This window comes from Psychrobacter sp. PSi21 (genome assembly GCF_054960615.1).
In genome coordinates, this window is record NZ_JBHNYR010000011.1 from 15,066 (window position 1) to 29,196 (window position 14,131).

Below are 14,131 nucleotides of genomic sequence, written 5' to 3' on the forward strand. Positions count from 1 at the left end.
CAGCAAAGGATAAGCTGGGGCAAAACGGCGCTATTGGCCCTCATTTACGAAAGGAGTCGCTTTATGAAACTATTTACAAAAACCGCTTTGGCCGTTGTTGGTATTGGAGCGGCGAGCATGGCCTTTGCCGCAGACCCACTGGCCAACACCACATGGCAGACTTATGATGACGGACAGCCAAAAGCCGTGGTCAAGATTACCGAATCTGGTGGCGTACTAACGGGTAAAATTATCAGTACGGCGACCAGTAAAGGTAAAAAGTACGTGGGTATCACCATCATTTCAGGTCTACAATCTGACGGTAATGGCAAATACAGCGGCGGTAAAATCACTGACCCTGAAAAAAATAAATCGTACCGTATGACCGCCAGCCTCAACGGCAATACTTTAGATATCAAAGGCTACCTTGGCCCATTCTCTCGCAGTCAAACGTGGAAGAAAAAATAATCCGCGCCATGTAACGACTGTTTGATACACCAAAACCCGCATCGTCTACTGACCATGCGGGTTTTTTGATGCGTGTTGCAGTGATAAAGGGGGTGATATAGGGTGGCTCAACACAAGCGATAGGGTTAATGATAGGGGCGATGCTGGGTCAAATTCAGCTGTTTTGGTACGTTGGTAGCCAAAGACTGACAGGGAAAAAGGCAGACCATCAATGTGGTCTGCCTATAGGATAGGAACTTAGACGGCATACCGATTAGCGTACAAATTCAGGATAAGCCTCTTGACCACATTCTGAGATGTCCGCGCCCTCGTACTCTTCAGCTTCGCCAATGCGGATACCAAAGACTATTTTAAGCAATGCCCAGACGATCAAGCTGGTGACAAAGACCCAACTAAAGATCACAGCGGCGCCCAGCAGCTGACCACCAAAGCTGGCTTCAGCATCGGTAATAGGTACGATTAATAGGCCAAACAGACCACAAACCCCATGCACTGAAATGGCACCGACTGGGTCATCAAGCTTCATCTTATCAATAGCAAGGATAGAGGCGACAACCAGCACACCCGCAACCAGACCAAAGACCGTTGCTAGTAGCGGCGTTGGCGTGAGCGGTCCTGCAGTGATGGCTACCAATCCTGCGAGCGCACCGTTTAATAGCATGGTCAAATCCGCTTTGCCAAAGATTAAGCGAGCGATGACCAGCGCCCCAATCGCGCCACCAGCAGCGGCCGCATTGGTATTGAGGAAGACCATCGCCACAGCGTTGGCGCTGTTCACATCAGCCAGTTTTAATACTGAACCGCCGTTGAAACCAAACCAGCCAAGCCATAGGATAAAGGTACCAAGCGTGGCTAGTGGTAGGTTGGCACCAGGGATAGCACGGGCAACGCCTGTTGAGCTGTATTTGCCGCGGCGTGGGCCCAGCAGCATCACCCCAGTTAAGGCGGCTGTTGCACCAGCAAGATGCACAATGCCTGAACCTGCAAAGTCATAAAAGTCTAATGCACCAATAAATGGCACGTCTTTACCGCCCCACGTCCAGCTGCCCTCGATAGGGTAGATGAAGCCAGTCATGATGATGGCGAATAAAAAGAATACCCACAGCTTCATCCGCTCAGCCACCGCACCTGAAACGATAGACATACAGGTGGCGACAAAAACGACTTGGAAGAAAAAATCAGAGGCTTGGGAGTAGACGGCGTCCCCATCGAAGCCATTGGCCTCTGAGGTACTGACCGCATTAGCCACCAAGTCGCTACCGCCCGCGATACCTTGCAAAAATAGAGTGCCGTCATACATAAAGTAATAACCGCAAATCAGATACATGGTACAGGCGATGGCAAACAGACCAACGTTTTTGGTGAGGATCTCGGTGGTATTCTTAGCGCGTACCAGACCGGCCTCTAGCATGGCAAAACCTGCTGCCATCCACATGACCAAAGCACCACAGACTAAGAAATAGAACGTATTTAATGCATATTGCATCTCAAAAATTTGACTTTGCATCTAAATTCCCCCTTGAATTAACAATGCAGATATCGGTATGACCGACGGTTAGGCGTGTATCGCGTGGTAAGCCACTTGGCTATCAGATGGCGTCAGGGCCAGCTTCACCCGTACGGATACGGATAACTTGCTCAAGTGTGGTCACAAAAATCTTGCCATCGCCGATCTTACCTGTGCTAGCAATGCGCGTAATGGCTTCGATTGCAGGTTCGACCATCTCATCAATGACCGCGACCTCAACTTTTACCTTGGGTAAAAAGTCCACCACGTATTCTGCGCCGCGATATAGCTCAGTATGGCCTTTTTGACGGCCAAACCCTTTAACTTCAGTGACTGTAACGCCTTTAACACCGATATCAGACAGTGCTTCGCGCACATCGTCGAGCTTAAACGGTTTTAAAATCGCAGTGATTAGCTTCATAAGAAATTTCCTTATATGTGTGATGTCGCAGGCTGTTGCTTGCGCTCTGGTGCATCGCACCGTCGTCATGCTTGCCTTAGCTCATTCAAGAACCGTGCCAAACGTATTCAAGGGGGAGAAACGCTTGGGTATTGATTCATGAGTAAAAACAAGTAATGACAAGGCTCGCTGCCTATATGAATATAAAATTTGGTCTCAAAAAAAGTCAGCGCCGCAAAAGCTGAGGCGCACACAAAATCAATTTGCTGTTAGAGCAAATTGACGATGATTTCATTATAACCAAATTTTTGTCCTTTCGGGGCGGCTATCCTGTGATGTTTTGCTAACAAAAACACCGCAGAGCGCGCACAGAAAGCATGAGTAAACTTGAAGATATACAGTGGAGAGCCGTACGCTGAGACTTAACATAGTCGTTAAAAAAGACGGCTGAACCGTATTGCCAGTGGCAGTGACTGCCAGCCGCTATAGTAGGTACTGTAAGGGATGGCTAGGATTTTGGAAAGAGCAGGTAAGGGGTTTTGGTACTGCCCAGTAGTTTTTCAGTATCGCTGCCTTGGAGCAGCTCCCGTAAACGCGACTGACCAAAAGCACCTGTCATCAGTAAACCGATGTCATGCTCACTTTGATAATAGTTGAGCGCTGCACAAACATCGCGGCTGTCTAACAAGGCTTTTTTGCATTTAATGCCGGCCTGTCTTAAGCGTGCATACGCTTCGCGCAGGGCGTCACGATTTTCTGAGTTTTCTTTGCCGACCATCACCACATGTAGGGTCAAGGTGCGTATTAATGCTGTTTTGCATAGCCAATCGAGCATTTTGTGCGCCGTCACGCGATTGTCAAATGCGAATAAAGCCGTCGTTGGGCTCAAAAATGGTGCATGTGTCACCAAAATGGGGCAGTGACTGATGCGAACCAGCTTGCTGAGGGTCGATTTGCAAGTGACATGATGCCCAATGACCATTAATTGGGCTTGATCATCGATATAGTCGATGCTCTGACCCAAGGTCTCATGGCGATACAAGGTGTAGATGGCGCGCTTGTGACGCTGTTGGGTGCAATAAGTGGTTGCTTGGCTGAGCAAGATTTTGCCTTGCGCCTTAAGCTCACAATTACTGAGATGCTCTTGATGGGTAAACTGATCGAGCAAGTGGCTTTCGTCATCGATGTTTAAGCAGCCTGAATAGTTAATGGCTGTTTTTTGTTGCAAGTTGGGCATGGAGTGCAGCAGACCGATGGGCGCCTGCAAACGTGTTGAGGCCCACATGCTGGCATTGAGTACCGCTTGCACATGCTCAGGACAATCAAGGCAGGCAATCACACTGTTTGGCTTTAAGTTACTCATAAGGCAACCACATCGTATCTGTTGGTATTGTTAACGTCAGGCACACCTCAGGCCAGCACGAATACTGGCCTATGAGGCGTCTTAATCAAGCAGTCCGATATCGCGGCGATCATGAATAGAGAAGCGATCAATCAGCGTGCGGCTGGCTTTGTTCAGTCCAACTACTTTGACATCAATCCCTTCACGTTGCAAGCGCATCACCAGCTTATCCAGCGTGTCAACCGCGCTCACGTCCCAAAAGTGCGCGTGGGTCACATCGATATGGATGCTATCAAGTGCTTCTTTGGTATCAAAGCTGTGCAAGAAGTAGGTGGTTGAGGCAAAGAATACCTGACCGTGCACCGAGTAATAGCGTGTATTGCTGTCATCATCATATTCGCTATACACGGTAAGAAACTGCCCGATTTTATTGGCAAAAAATAGCGCTGACAGCAGCACCCCGACCAGTACGCCATATGCCAAGTTGTGAGTAAACACTGTGGTCAACACCGTTGCTAGCATTACTACGTTAAACGACATCGGATGGGTCTTAAATTCGCGTAGCGACTGCCAGTTAAAGGTACCAATAGACACCATGATCATCACCGCGACCAGTGCTGCCATAGGAATTTGACTGACCCATTCGCTCAAAAACACCACCATAATCAGCAGTACCACACCTGCCGTTAGCGTTGATAAGCGTGTGCGTCCGCCTGATTTGACATTGATCATCGACTGACCGATCATCGCACAGCCTGCCATACCACCAAAAAAGCCTGAAACCACGTTGGCAATACCCTGACCACGGCACTCTTTGTTTTTGTTGCTTGAAGTGTCGGTCAACTCATCGACAATCGTGGCGGTCATCATTGATTCGAGCAAACCGACTACGGCCAGTGCCAACGAATAAGGCGCGATAATCATCAATGTAGTGAGGTTGAGCGGAATATCAGGCAGTAAGAACATCGGTAGCGAGTCGGGCAGGTCACCCATGCTACCCACGTTGCGAATGTCCAAGTTCATATACATGGCAACCGCCGTCAGTCCTACAATACAAATCAGCGGTGAGGGAATCACGCGGCCAATCTTTGGAATCAGCGGAAACAAATAGATAACCCCCAAACCTGCGGCGGTCATGATATACACGGTCATACCGACGCGATCGGTCGCGGGGTTAAGCTCAGGCAGCTGCGCGGCAAAAATCAAGATTGCCAGCGCGTTGACAAAGCCAATGACCACCGAACGCGACACAAAGCGCATCAGGTTGCCAAGCTTAAGCACTCCCATCACAAACTGGATCACCCCGCAAAATAAGGTGGCTGCCAGTAAATACTGCAATCCATGCTCAGCCACCAAGTCGACCATCACCAGCGCCATTGCCCCTGTAGCCGCAGAAATCATGGCGGGGCGACCGCCGACAAAACTGATCACCACGGCAATACAAAACGAGGCGTATAGGCCAACTTTGGGATCCACACCTGCGATGATCGAAAACGCAATGGCTTCTGGAATCAGTGCCAGTGCCACTACCAGTCCTGATAAAATATCGCCGCGTACATTAGAAAACCACTCGTCGCGCACACTATCAAAAAATGAGGTCATAAATAAACTGCAATATGGTTAGAAGTAAAAAAGGAAGGCCGCCTTTTGGCAACGTAGTCATGCTATCTGCTGGCTCACTTTAACGTCTCGGCAGCGACAGATACGCATCGTCAACAAGTAACGCTGCCGATGCGTATAGTCATCGCCAGTGGTCAAGTAAGATGAAAAAACATAAAATGGCACACAAGTTACCGTGATAAGCATATCGCGGCAGATAGGTTGTCATGTAAGATAGGCAGACTAGGATGTCTGTCTGCGGGCATCATTAATGACGATATGAATAAGTGCTGAGTTTGACGTGACAATGGTCACAACATGCTAAACTAAAAACCTTAGTTAAAAACCTCAGTGCAGACGCCAGCAACAAAATATAAAAAACATGCGCATAATAGCACAAAGTGATAAAAAAGCAGTACCGAAACATGAACGATACCGTTATGATGCTGACACATTGCAGCCGCGTCATGACGTACTACTGCCCATTGTCACCGCGCTTTGCTGATTAATATAAGGACAAAACATCATGACTCCTGCGGCAACAGAATCCTTGATTCACAAAGGTGGTGGTCTACAAGTGGTCGTCGGGCTTGGGCAATCAGGCTTATCAGCCGCCAAGTATTTGACCAATCTCGGTTACCGTGTGGCTGTGACTGATGGTCAAGCCAACCCTGCGCTCGCTGAACAGTTACCTGCTACTATTGAGATTCACCAGTTTGGTGACATTGATGCTGAGCTGCTACAACAGGCGGCTCGAATTGTTATTAGCCCTGGCATCTCGCTTGCGCAGACAGCCATTGCTGCTGCGCGCGCGGCCCATATCCCAGTCGTCAGTGACATTCAACTGTTTTGTGATGCTTGTGAGGTGCCGATCGTGGCCATCACAGGCTCTAACGCCAAAAGCACCGTCACCACCTTGGTCGGACAAATGGCCGCCGATGCGGGTATCAACGTCGGCGTTGGCGGTAATATTGGTGTACCAGCGCTAAGCCTGCTGGCAAACTCTGATATGGAGCTGGCAGTACTTGAGCTGTCCAGTTTTCAGTTAGAGACGGTCACAGGACTAGGCGCTGCTGTTGCCACCGTTCTCAATATGTCCCCCGATCATTTGGATCGACATGGTGACATGCTGGGCTATCACCAAGCCAAACATCGTATTTTTCAGGGTGCAAAATCGGTGGTCATCAACCGCGAAGATGCGTTAACTCGCCCACTGGTGGCGGACAACCTGCCGCGTATCAGCACCGGTATCCATGCACCAGACAAAGGTCAATATGGCTTCATTACCGATGCTGATGGTCAGACCTATCTGGCGCAAGGCACCACTCGCTTACTGGCCGCAGATGAGCTGCCAGTTAAAGGCCGTCACAACTTACTCAATGCCCAAGCCGCGTTGGCGCTCGGTGAGCTGGCAGGTATACCGCTTGAGAGTATGCTGGGCACCTTGCAGCGCTTCACAGGACTTGATCACCGCTGTCAGTATGTCGGTACCGCCATGAACATTGATTATTTTAATGATTCTAAAGGCACCAATATTGGCTCAACCATGGCAGCTATTGAAGGACTTGGTGCCGTCTATGCGCCAAAAGATGGCAAGCTGCTGCTGATCTTGGGTGGTCAAGGTAAGGGTCAGCAATTTGGTGATATGACGCCACTGATCAATCGTTACGTCAGCCAGATTGTGCTTATTGGCGCAGATGCGCGACCTATTGAGTCGCATCTACGCGCTGCCAACTTAAGTGATGATGTCGGCGTGCATCAGTGCGGTACGCTGGAAAAAGCTTTTGATACCATCGCGCAAGTTACTGCCAGTAGCCTGTCACAAGTGCAAGCGGTACTGCTGTCACCAGCATGTGCCAGCTTTGATCAGTTCAGTGGTTATGCCGCGCGCGGTGAGTGTTTTAACACGCTGGTGCGTACGCTTGACGATGTGCTTACCAATGGATAAAACGTGGTCAATGCGCTTTGACTTCATTGATGCGCCATATCGTATCTGAACGAATACTGTATTGAGATTTTGCGCGCATAAATGATTGTTTTACTTATAGATTACTGCTACTGTCAGCTTTAACAGTGACTCTTTTTATATTGTTTTAACGGTTCGGCGGTGGCGTTGCATAAACGCCGTGTTTTTTTTGTTTGTTAGTGTATGTAAATATTATGGCGCTCTCTTTTCTTTCTCGATCGACGCAAACGTCTCAGCCAAATACTGGCATAGGCGACTATCCTTTTCTCCCCTCAGCGCGTGCCACATTGCTCTCTAGTGTTGGCTGCATGATGGTGCTCAGTTTATTGATGGTGGCCTCTGCCTCCATTCCCTTTGCCCTAAGCCGCGGGATGACGGAGCTGCACTTTTTTGAGCGCCAGCTGATGTATATGGTGTTTGGCCTGATTGTTGCGGCGGTACCTTATTACTTTGTATCACTAAAAACCCTTTATAAAACCGAAACACAGTTTTTATTGCTGGGCGTGACAGGGGCGCTGCTGATACTCACTTTATTTGGTACGCCAATCAATGGTTCAAAACGCTGGCTAAATTTAGGCTTTATCAATTTTCAGGTAGCAGAGCTGGCCAAATTGGTGGTGATCGTCTTTGTCGCTGATTTTGTGGTGCGCCGCTCTTTTGAGGTACGTAATGGTTGGGATGGCTTTTTGCGTATTTCTTTGGTCATCGGACTATTGACCATGCTGCTACTACTGCAGCCCGATTTTGGCTCGTTGGTAGTGATTGTGGGGACGGTGTTTGCGATCTTTTATATCGCAGGTGCGCCGTACAAGCAGTTTATTGCACTAGGCACGGTGGTTGGCGGTTTGGCGGTGTTGGCGGTGACACTGGTGCAGTATCGTTTGACACGTGTGTTGTCGTTTGTAGACCCTTTTGATGACATTCAAGACACCGATTATCAGTTGGCGCGCAGTTTGATTGCCTTTGGTCGTGGTGAGTTTACAGGTGTGGGTTACGGCGAAAGTGTGCAGAAGCTGTCTCATTTGCCTGAAGCACATACCGACTTTTTGCTGGCGATCACAGGCGAGGAGCTGGGTTTTATTGGTGTGGCGATGATTTTGGTGCTCGAAGCGCTGATTATCGGCAGTGCCATGCGCATCAGCTATAACGCGCTCAAGCGTCGCCAGATGCGTATGAGCTATACGGCATTTGGTATTGGCATCATCTTTATTGCCCAGACCATCATCAATGCGGCGATGAATATGGGCGCGATGCCCACCAAAGGCTTGACCATGCCGTTCTTTAGCTATGGTGGCTCGTCGATGGTTATCAGTATCATCATGGTGGCGCTATTGTTGAAGATTCACAAAGAAAGCCCGCAAATTGAAAAGAGCCAGTGCCGCTACTACTAACGCGTATCATGCGTCAAAGCCATACCCATAAAAAAAGCGTCGCAATCAGCTGCGCTTTTTTATGGCAACCAGATGGGCGCAATGTTATAAATTAAGGTGACGTCTGCCTTGTAGTGGCGTATGGTCCCACTGCGCAACGGCTTGTATCAGCATGCGCTCAGGTGTATCGATATCTACTGGCGGCTGGCATAGTAATCGCAGCGCGGTGGTGAGCAGGCGGCTGGGGTCACGGGTATCAATCGGCTGAGCCAGATTTTGTTTGGACAGCTTTTGTCCGTCCGCATTACAGATCAGCGGTAGGTGCGCCCACTGCGCCACAGCAGGCAAGCGCGCCGCTTGCATCACGCTGATCTGCGCGGTGGTCAATGGTAAAATATCCAGACCGCGCATCACGTGAGTGACATGCTGTAAGCCATCATCAATACTCGCAGCCAAGATATAATTGATAAGGCCGTCTTGACGGCGCACCACCATATCGCCGACCGTTTGTTGCGGGCTGTTCCACTGCGTCCCTTGAATCAAATCATCAAAGCCAATGAGATGGTCTGGCAGTTGCAAGCGCAGTTTGTGCTGCGACTTATCTAAACCCGCACCAAGACAGCAGCGCGGATAACGCTGGCGCTGCTCGTCGTCCAGTTCGTGTTTATCTGCTTGATGGTCCCAGTACGCCGCCAAATGCTTGCGCGAGCACTGACACGCGTAGGTAAGGGGGGCTAGATTGGCTGCCAGATAGTCATTATAAAGATCAATACGCTCAGACTGATAGACGACATCGCCGTCCCAGCCAAGTCCCAGCGCCTCTAAATCCATCAGTATCTGTTCGCTGAATTGACGGTCGCATCGGGTCAAGTCAGTATCTTCGATACGCAGTAGCCAGACGCCGCCTAGTGCTTTGATATGACAGTAGCTTGCAAGCGCTGTGGTCAGTGATCCCAAGTGTAGTTCACCTGTGGGTGACGGCGCAAAACGTCCGATAGGGCGCGGTGTCTCTACCGAGTTGCACGATGTGCGGGCAGCAAGATTTTGCGTATCAGCGTGAGGATTTGATAGAGTCAAGAGGTGCCGCCATGATTAAAAGTGAATGCAGAGTGAACGTATTGAGTAGACCTATAGATACTGTCACGTCACACATGTGGTGTATAAACTGTCTTTAGATAGCGATTGCTTTTGATATAGTGGCGTATAAAACGCAACAAGCGACCATCGATGTGGTCGCTCGCAAAAATAGTCAAATGCCACCGTTAGGTTGGCTTAGGTGTGACCTTGGTTTTGACGCTCTTTCATCTCTGACAAGGTTTTGCAGTCGATACACTGGGTTGCTGTTGGACGTGCTTCCAGACGGCGTAAGCCGATTTCGACACCGCAAGTTTCACAAAAGCCATAATCATCATTATCGATTTCTAAGATAGACTTATCAATTTTGCGAATCAGTTTGCGCTCACGATCACGCGTACGTAGTGCCAGCGCGAATTCTTCTTCTTGCGTGGCACGATCATTGATGTCTGGCATGGCGCTCGACTCATCTTGGATATAAGTCTTGGTGCGGTCTGCCTCACCGATCAGTTGGTCTTTCCAGTCGAGCAAAATCGACTTAAAATGCGCAAGCTGAGCGTCAGACATATACTCTTCGCCTTCCGCTGGCGAGTAAGGGGTAAACTTCACTTCACTGGGGTTTGTGGTTAGGGTGCTCATATGGGTATCCTATTTTTTCAAATTAATTCAACAAAACGACGCTGCAAGAGACAATACGTTAAAAGCTGCTACCACAATTTTTATTGTCTGTTTATAGAACGTTTTACCACTTGGTAACCCAAGTCACCCAGTCGATAAAACCGCCAATGTGATATGAGTACTACTTTTCTATTATCCATGTTAATAGTTTTTTTATGGGTATTATAAATAGTGCTAAGCTGTTCAGTTTCCGTATCTGTCCATCCACTGTATTAACGATCCATAACCGATAACTGACCGTCAAGTATCTAATCTTTTGACCCAGCTTGCAACCTGCCCATTGTTAGCTAATTGCAACCAACGATATCCGGGACGCGACTCTTTATCATAAGCAAAATCAAATGAAAATGGCTTAAATTGATAACAGGTTGACGGCGTACTGTATACGGTTACCCCATTGTGTTCATAGACTTTTTCTTGGTGCGTATGACCACTAATAATCACTTGTAACTGCGGGTAGTCGGCCATTCGTTGCCAAAAATATGCGGTACCCGCCGCAATGTGGTTATCAATCCATGCTGAGTTCATCGGCAACACGTGATGATGGAGTGCAATGAGCGCAGGCTTGTCGCATTGATCCAGTTGGTCACAGAGCCAATCCACATCAGCGGGCTTGATCTCACCTGCGATCGCGCCCGGTACGCTCGAATCAAGCAATAATAGGTGCCAGTGTTCAGTCATGATCACATGACGGCTGAGCAAACGAGCATCAGGTGTGTGGGCGATCAGCCACCGCTCATCAAAAGGCACGCTGCTGTCGAACTCTTCGGTCACGTCATGATTGCCCGCAATACAAGCAAAAGGTATTTGGGTTGCCGTGAGGACTGCAAAAATATGATCATAAACCTGTGGATTCACTTTGCTGACCAAGTCGCCTGTAATCAAAATTAAATCGCAGCGTTCGTTTTCAGCTAAGGCTTGTGTCAGTACTGCTTCAAACAGCTGACGGCAGCAGTGTAGGTCTTTTTGTGTCTGCTCAATTGCGATATCCGACAAATGCAAATCGGTCACTTGCAAGATATTGATCGATTCATCAGCGGTATAAATCATACGAGCAGGGTAGCTTGGCATAGTGTCAGCACCTCATCAGGCTATGACAGACAGTGCTGTCAAAGCGCAACAGTTCTCTTTATCCTATCATTTTATACAGCGCTGTGAGGCAAAAAGCCATCAAAATAGCGCCAAAAGATGTGTCATCGGCTTTATAACACAGATTATGAAAAAGCTCTAGCGCTATTTGCCAAATAAAGTTGGACAAAATAAATGATGACCGTCGATTTTTTCTCAAAAAAACCGAAGTCATTTAAACCTTTATAAATGGCATAGAGGGAATACGAGATAAAAATACCCAATACATCACTGCGAGCTGCGGGACTTGTAAAGCTTTGAGCCAATCAAGGCGGCAAAAAACAACATGGCGAGCACCAAAACAATAGACAGACCCGTTTGAATATCCAGCCAAATACTGCCCCACACACCCAGCGTCACGCCGAGCTGCGCGACAATCAACGCAAAAATAACCATCTGTTTGGGCGCTGTTGACCATAAGCGGGCAGTGAGGGCAGGCAAGACAAGCAAACCGCTAATGAGCAAGCTACCAACAGCTTGCAAGGCAACCGCACAAAATCCAGCAAGCACACCCATAAAAAACAGCCGCTGCCGCGTGGGGTGAATACCTTGAATGCGCGCCAATGCTTCATGAGTGGCCAGCTTTATTTGAGCTGGCCAGATATAAGCCAATACACCCAAACCAACCGCCACACTACCAGCGATGATCGGTAAATCTGACCAATCAAGCTCCAGCAAGTTGCCAAACAAAAACCCGAGCACGTTGGCCTGCTGATCGGTTAACTGAGTGAGCGTGAGCAGACCCAGACAGAGCAAGGTCACGGCAACCACTGCCAGTACCGCATCGGCAGGCAAGCGCTCATCATCAATAAGCACAAGGCCAATGACTACTGCCACACTCACCAGCGCAATCCCAATCCCCATCGGCAAATGCCACCACGCTGCCAGCGCTACCCCAAGCAGTGTGCCATGCGCCAGCGCGTCGGCAAAAAAGGCCATACGCCGCCACAATACCAAGCAGCCAAGTGGCGCTGAGAGTAGCGCCAAGATACTGCCTGCAATCCAAGCAGGGGCAATGATGGCTAACCAAGCAGTCATACTGATGTCTTCCGTTTAGGGGCTAAAAAAAGCACACATACAAAGATGGGTGTGCCCAATGTGCAGCAAAATAAAAATGATGGCAGTCTATTATAGATCACTTGGTGCATGATGCTCGCATGCGTGTGGTTGATGGACATAAGGTTGCTCATAATGATGTCCAAAGAGCTTTTGAAACTCAGCCGTAATCGCAAGCTCACTGGGTCGTCCTTCGCAGCAAATGTGCTTGTTCAAGCAAATCACGCGCCGACTGCCTTTCATCACCCAGTGCAGATCATGAGACACCACCAGCATGGCGCAGTGCAAAAACTCAGGCAATTCATCAATAAATTGATATAGCCACACCTCAGTATCAGGATCAAGGCCTTGCATTGGCTCATCCAAAATCAGTAAATTGGGCTTTTCTAACAGCGCCCTTGCCATGAGTACCCGCTGCGTCTCACCCCCTGATAAATGCTGCAGTTGCCGCGGTAACAGATGCGTGAGTGACAGTTTGTCAAAAATGAACTGACGCTGATCTTGAGTCAGGCGGCGCTGATTGGCCTGTGCCAAAATATCCTTTACCCGCAAAGGTAAAATTGGCGGTACGGCGAAGCGTTGCGGCACATAACCCAGTACCAGCGGTTGATGCGCCTTGATATGACCATGCGTGGGATTGATTAAGCCCAAGATCAGCTTGACCAGCGTTGACTTGCCCGCCCCATTAGGGCCGATGAGGCTCACCGTTTCGTTCACCGCAATATCAAGATCAACATGTGCGACCAAACGCTGCGGCCCGATATCGTAGCTCACGTCTTGCATGCTAAGCAGCTGTACTTTATTAGCAGCTGCATCTGGCGCTGGATTGGGATAGGAGGCAGAAGTGTTCATAAGCTGATAACTACTTATTCATCAAATGGGTCAAAAATAAAAACAGCCACACGAGTCTCTAGGCCGTTTGACAAGCCTGACAAAGACCGCTCAGCTCGATCACGCTACGCGCCACCACAAACCCCACGTCTTGTTCAGCAAAGCTCATCACCTCTTGTACAGGCATACTGCTGCACTCTTGCACCCGCTGGCAGCGCTCACAAATCAAAAACGCAGCGGTATGCTCAGCACGTGGGTGACAACAAGGCACATACGCATTGATCGAAGTCAATTGATGAATCAGTCCTTCAGCCAGTAAAAACTCCAGACTGCGATAAACTGTCGGTGGTGCAACATTTTTTGTACTATCAGCGCCCACGTCTTGAGCGGTGCGCGACTGCTGCAACTGAGTGATCAAATCATAGGCGCCCACTGGTTTGTCAGCCTGCAGCACCAGTGCATAGATTTGCTGACGCAGTGGCGTAAAACGTACCCCGCGCACACGACACTGAATTTTAGCAGCCTCAATGCGCTCAGCAATTGCTTGCGGCGAGAAATGCTGAACATCGTGCAGGTGGTCACAGGTAGGGGAAGCAGTAGACATGGCGCACACTCCTAGAGTCGATATCAAAACGCCAGACAGTATAGCGAAGATTCAAAACTGATGAGGGAAAAATCACATGGCGTTTTCTAATGTTATAGTATAACATATTAACGATTAAGAATGCCCTTA

General features: G+C 48.9%; 13 protein-coding genes. 3 read left to right on the plus strand and 10 right to left on the minus strand.

The window, feature by feature from the left end; all coding sequences use genetic code 11:
* The first annotated feature begins 63 nt into the window (after positions 1-63).
* Entirely contained in the window at positions 64-447 is a 384-nt protein-coding gene (locus ACFI32_RS08900; protein WP_462626186.1) for a DUF2147 domain-containing protein, read from the plus strand.
* Between the two features lie 253 nt (positions 448-700).
* On the opposite strand, the gene ACFI32_RS08905 is transcribed toward ACFI32_RS08900, so the two are convergent.
* From ACFI32_RS08905 to ACFI32_RS08920, 4 genes are all read right to left on the minus strand, one after another.
* Positions 701-1,954, minus strand: coding sequence for an ammonium transporter (locus ACFI32_RS08905; protein WP_462626187.1), 1,254 nt, complete (start codon positions 1,952-1,954; stop codon positions 701-703).
* 82 nt (positions 1,955-2,036) lie between these two features.
* Positions 2,037-2,375, minus strand: a complete 339-nt coding sequence (locus tag ACFI32_RS08910) for a P-II family nitrogen regulator (protein WP_462626188.1) — start codon at positions 2,373-2,375, stop codon at positions 2,037-2,039.
* A 487-nt stretch (positions 2,376-2,862) separates the two neighbouring features.
* Entirely contained in the window at positions 2,863-3,717 is an 855-nt protein-coding gene (locus tag ACFI32_RS08915; protein ID WP_462626189.1) for a universal stress protein, read from the minus strand.
* Positions 3,718-3,798: 81 nt separating this feature from the next.
* Complete coding sequence (locus tag ACFI32_RS08920; protein ID WP_462626190.1) at positions 3,799-5,298, minus strand: SulP family inorganic anion transporter; 1,500 nt, start codon at positions 5,296-5,298, stop codon at positions 3,799-3,801.
* A gap of 523 nt (positions 5,299-5,821) precedes the next feature.
* On the opposite strand from ACFI32_RS08920, the gene murD reads away from it, so the two are divergent.
* A complete protein-coding gene (murD, locus tag ACFI32_RS08925; RefSeq protein WP_462626191.1) occupies positions 5,822-7,243 on the plus strand; it encodes a UDP-N-acetylmuramoyl-L-alanine--D-glutamate ligase in 1,422 nt (473 codons plus the stop codon).
* 212 nt (positions 7,244-7,455) lie between these two features.
* Positions 7,456-8,652, plus strand: a complete 1,197-nt coding sequence (ftsW, locus tag ACFI32_RS08930; protein WP_462626192.1) for a putative lipid II flippase FtsW — start codon at positions 7,456-7,458, stop codon at positions 8,650-8,652.
* Positions 8,653-8,736: 84 nt separating this feature from the next.
* On the opposite strand, the gene gluQRS is transcribed toward ftsW, so the two are convergent.
* The 6 genes from gluQRS to ACFI32_RS08960 all read right to left on the minus strand — a co-directional run bounded on the left by gluQRS (position 8,737) and on the right by ACFI32_RS08960 (position 14,002).
* Positions 8,737-9,627 (minus strand): tRNA glutamyl-Q(34) synthetase GluQRS, encoded by an 891-nt coding sequence (gene gluQRS, locus ACFI32_RS08935; protein ID WP_462626281.1) that lies wholly within the window; start codon positions 9,625-9,627, stop codon positions 8,737-8,739.
* Between the two features lie 276 nt (positions 9,628-9,903).
* Positions 9,904-10,344 carry an RNA polymerase-binding protein DksA gene (gene dksA, locus ACFI32_RS08940; protein ID WP_462626194.1) on the minus strand — a complete coding sequence of 147 codons (441 nt, stop codon included), beginning with the start codon at positions 10,342-10,344 and terminating at the stop codon, positions 9,904-9,906.
* 279 nt (positions 10,345-10,623) lie between these two features.
* Positions 10,624-11,454, minus strand: coding sequence for a metallophosphoesterase (locus ACFI32_RS08945; protein ID WP_462626195.1), 831 nt, complete (start codon positions 11,452-11,454; stop codon positions 10,624-10,626).
* A gap of 285 nt (positions 11,455-11,739) precedes the next feature.
* Entirely contained in the window at positions 11,740-12,549 is an 810-nt protein-coding gene (locus tag ACFI32_RS08950; protein WP_462626196.1) for a metal ABC transporter permease, read from the minus strand.
* Positions 12,550-12,639: 90 nt separating this feature from the next.
* The gene (locus tag ACFI32_RS08955) at positions 12,640-13,350 is read right to left on the minus strand and encodes a metal ABC transporter ATP-binding protein (RefSeq protein WP_462626282.1); all 711 of its coding nucleotides are present in this window, start codon (positions 13,348-13,350) and stop codon (positions 12,640-12,642) included.
* A gap of 127 nt (positions 13,351-13,477) precedes the next feature.
* Entirely contained in the window at positions 13,478-14,002 is a 525-nt protein-coding gene (locus ACFI32_RS08960; protein ID WP_462626198.1) for a transcriptional repressor, read from the minus strand.
* Positions 14,003-14,131: the final 129 nt, after the last annotated feature.

Coding starts and splice junctions, on each gene's coding strand:
- ACFI32_RS08900 (WP_462626186.1), top strand. CDS start 64: ATGAAACTATTTACAAAAACCGCTTTGGCCGTTGTTGGTATTGGAGCG.
- ACFI32_RS08905 (WP_462626187.1), bottom strand. CDS start 1,954: ATGCAAAGTCAAATTTTTGAGATGCAATATGCATTAAATACGTTCTAT.
- ACFI32_RS08910 (WP_462626188.1), bottom strand. CDS start 2,375: ATGAAGCTAATCACTGCGATTTTAAAACCGTTTAAGCTCGACGATGTG.
- ACFI32_RS08915 (WP_462626189.1), bottom strand. CDS start 3,717: ATGAGTAACTTAAAGCCAAACAGTGTGATTGCCTGCCTTGATTGTCCT.
- ACFI32_RS08920 (WP_462626190.1), bottom strand. CDS start 5,298: ATGACCTCATTTTTTGATAGTGTGCGCGACGAGTGGTTTTCTAATGTA.
- murD (WP_462626191.1), top strand. CDS start 5,822: ATGACTCCTGCGGCAACAGAATCCTTGATTCACAAAGGTGGTGGTCTA.
- ftsW (WP_462626192.1), top strand. CDS start 7,456: ATGGCGCTCTCTTTTCTTTCTCGATCGACGCAAACGTCTCAGCCAAAT.
- dksA (WP_462626194.1), bottom strand. CDS start 10,344: ATGAGCACCCTAACCACAAACCCCAGTGAAGTGAAGTTTACCCCTTAC.
- ACFI32_RS08945 (WP_462626195.1), bottom strand. CDS start 11,454: ATGCCAAGCTACCCTGCTCGTATGATTTATACCGCTGATGAATCGATC.
- ACFI32_RS08950 (WP_462626196.1), bottom strand. CDS start 12,549: ATGACTGCTTGGTTAGCCATCATTGCCCCTGCTTGGATTGCAGGCAGT.
- ACFI32_RS08955 (WP_462626282.1), bottom strand. CDS start 13,350: ATGCAAGACGTGAGCTACGATATCGGGCCGCAGCGTTTGGTCGCACAT.
- ACFI32_RS08960 (WP_462626198.1), bottom strand. CDS start 14,002: ATGTCTACTGCTTCCCCTACCTGTGACCACCTGCACGATGTTCAGCAT.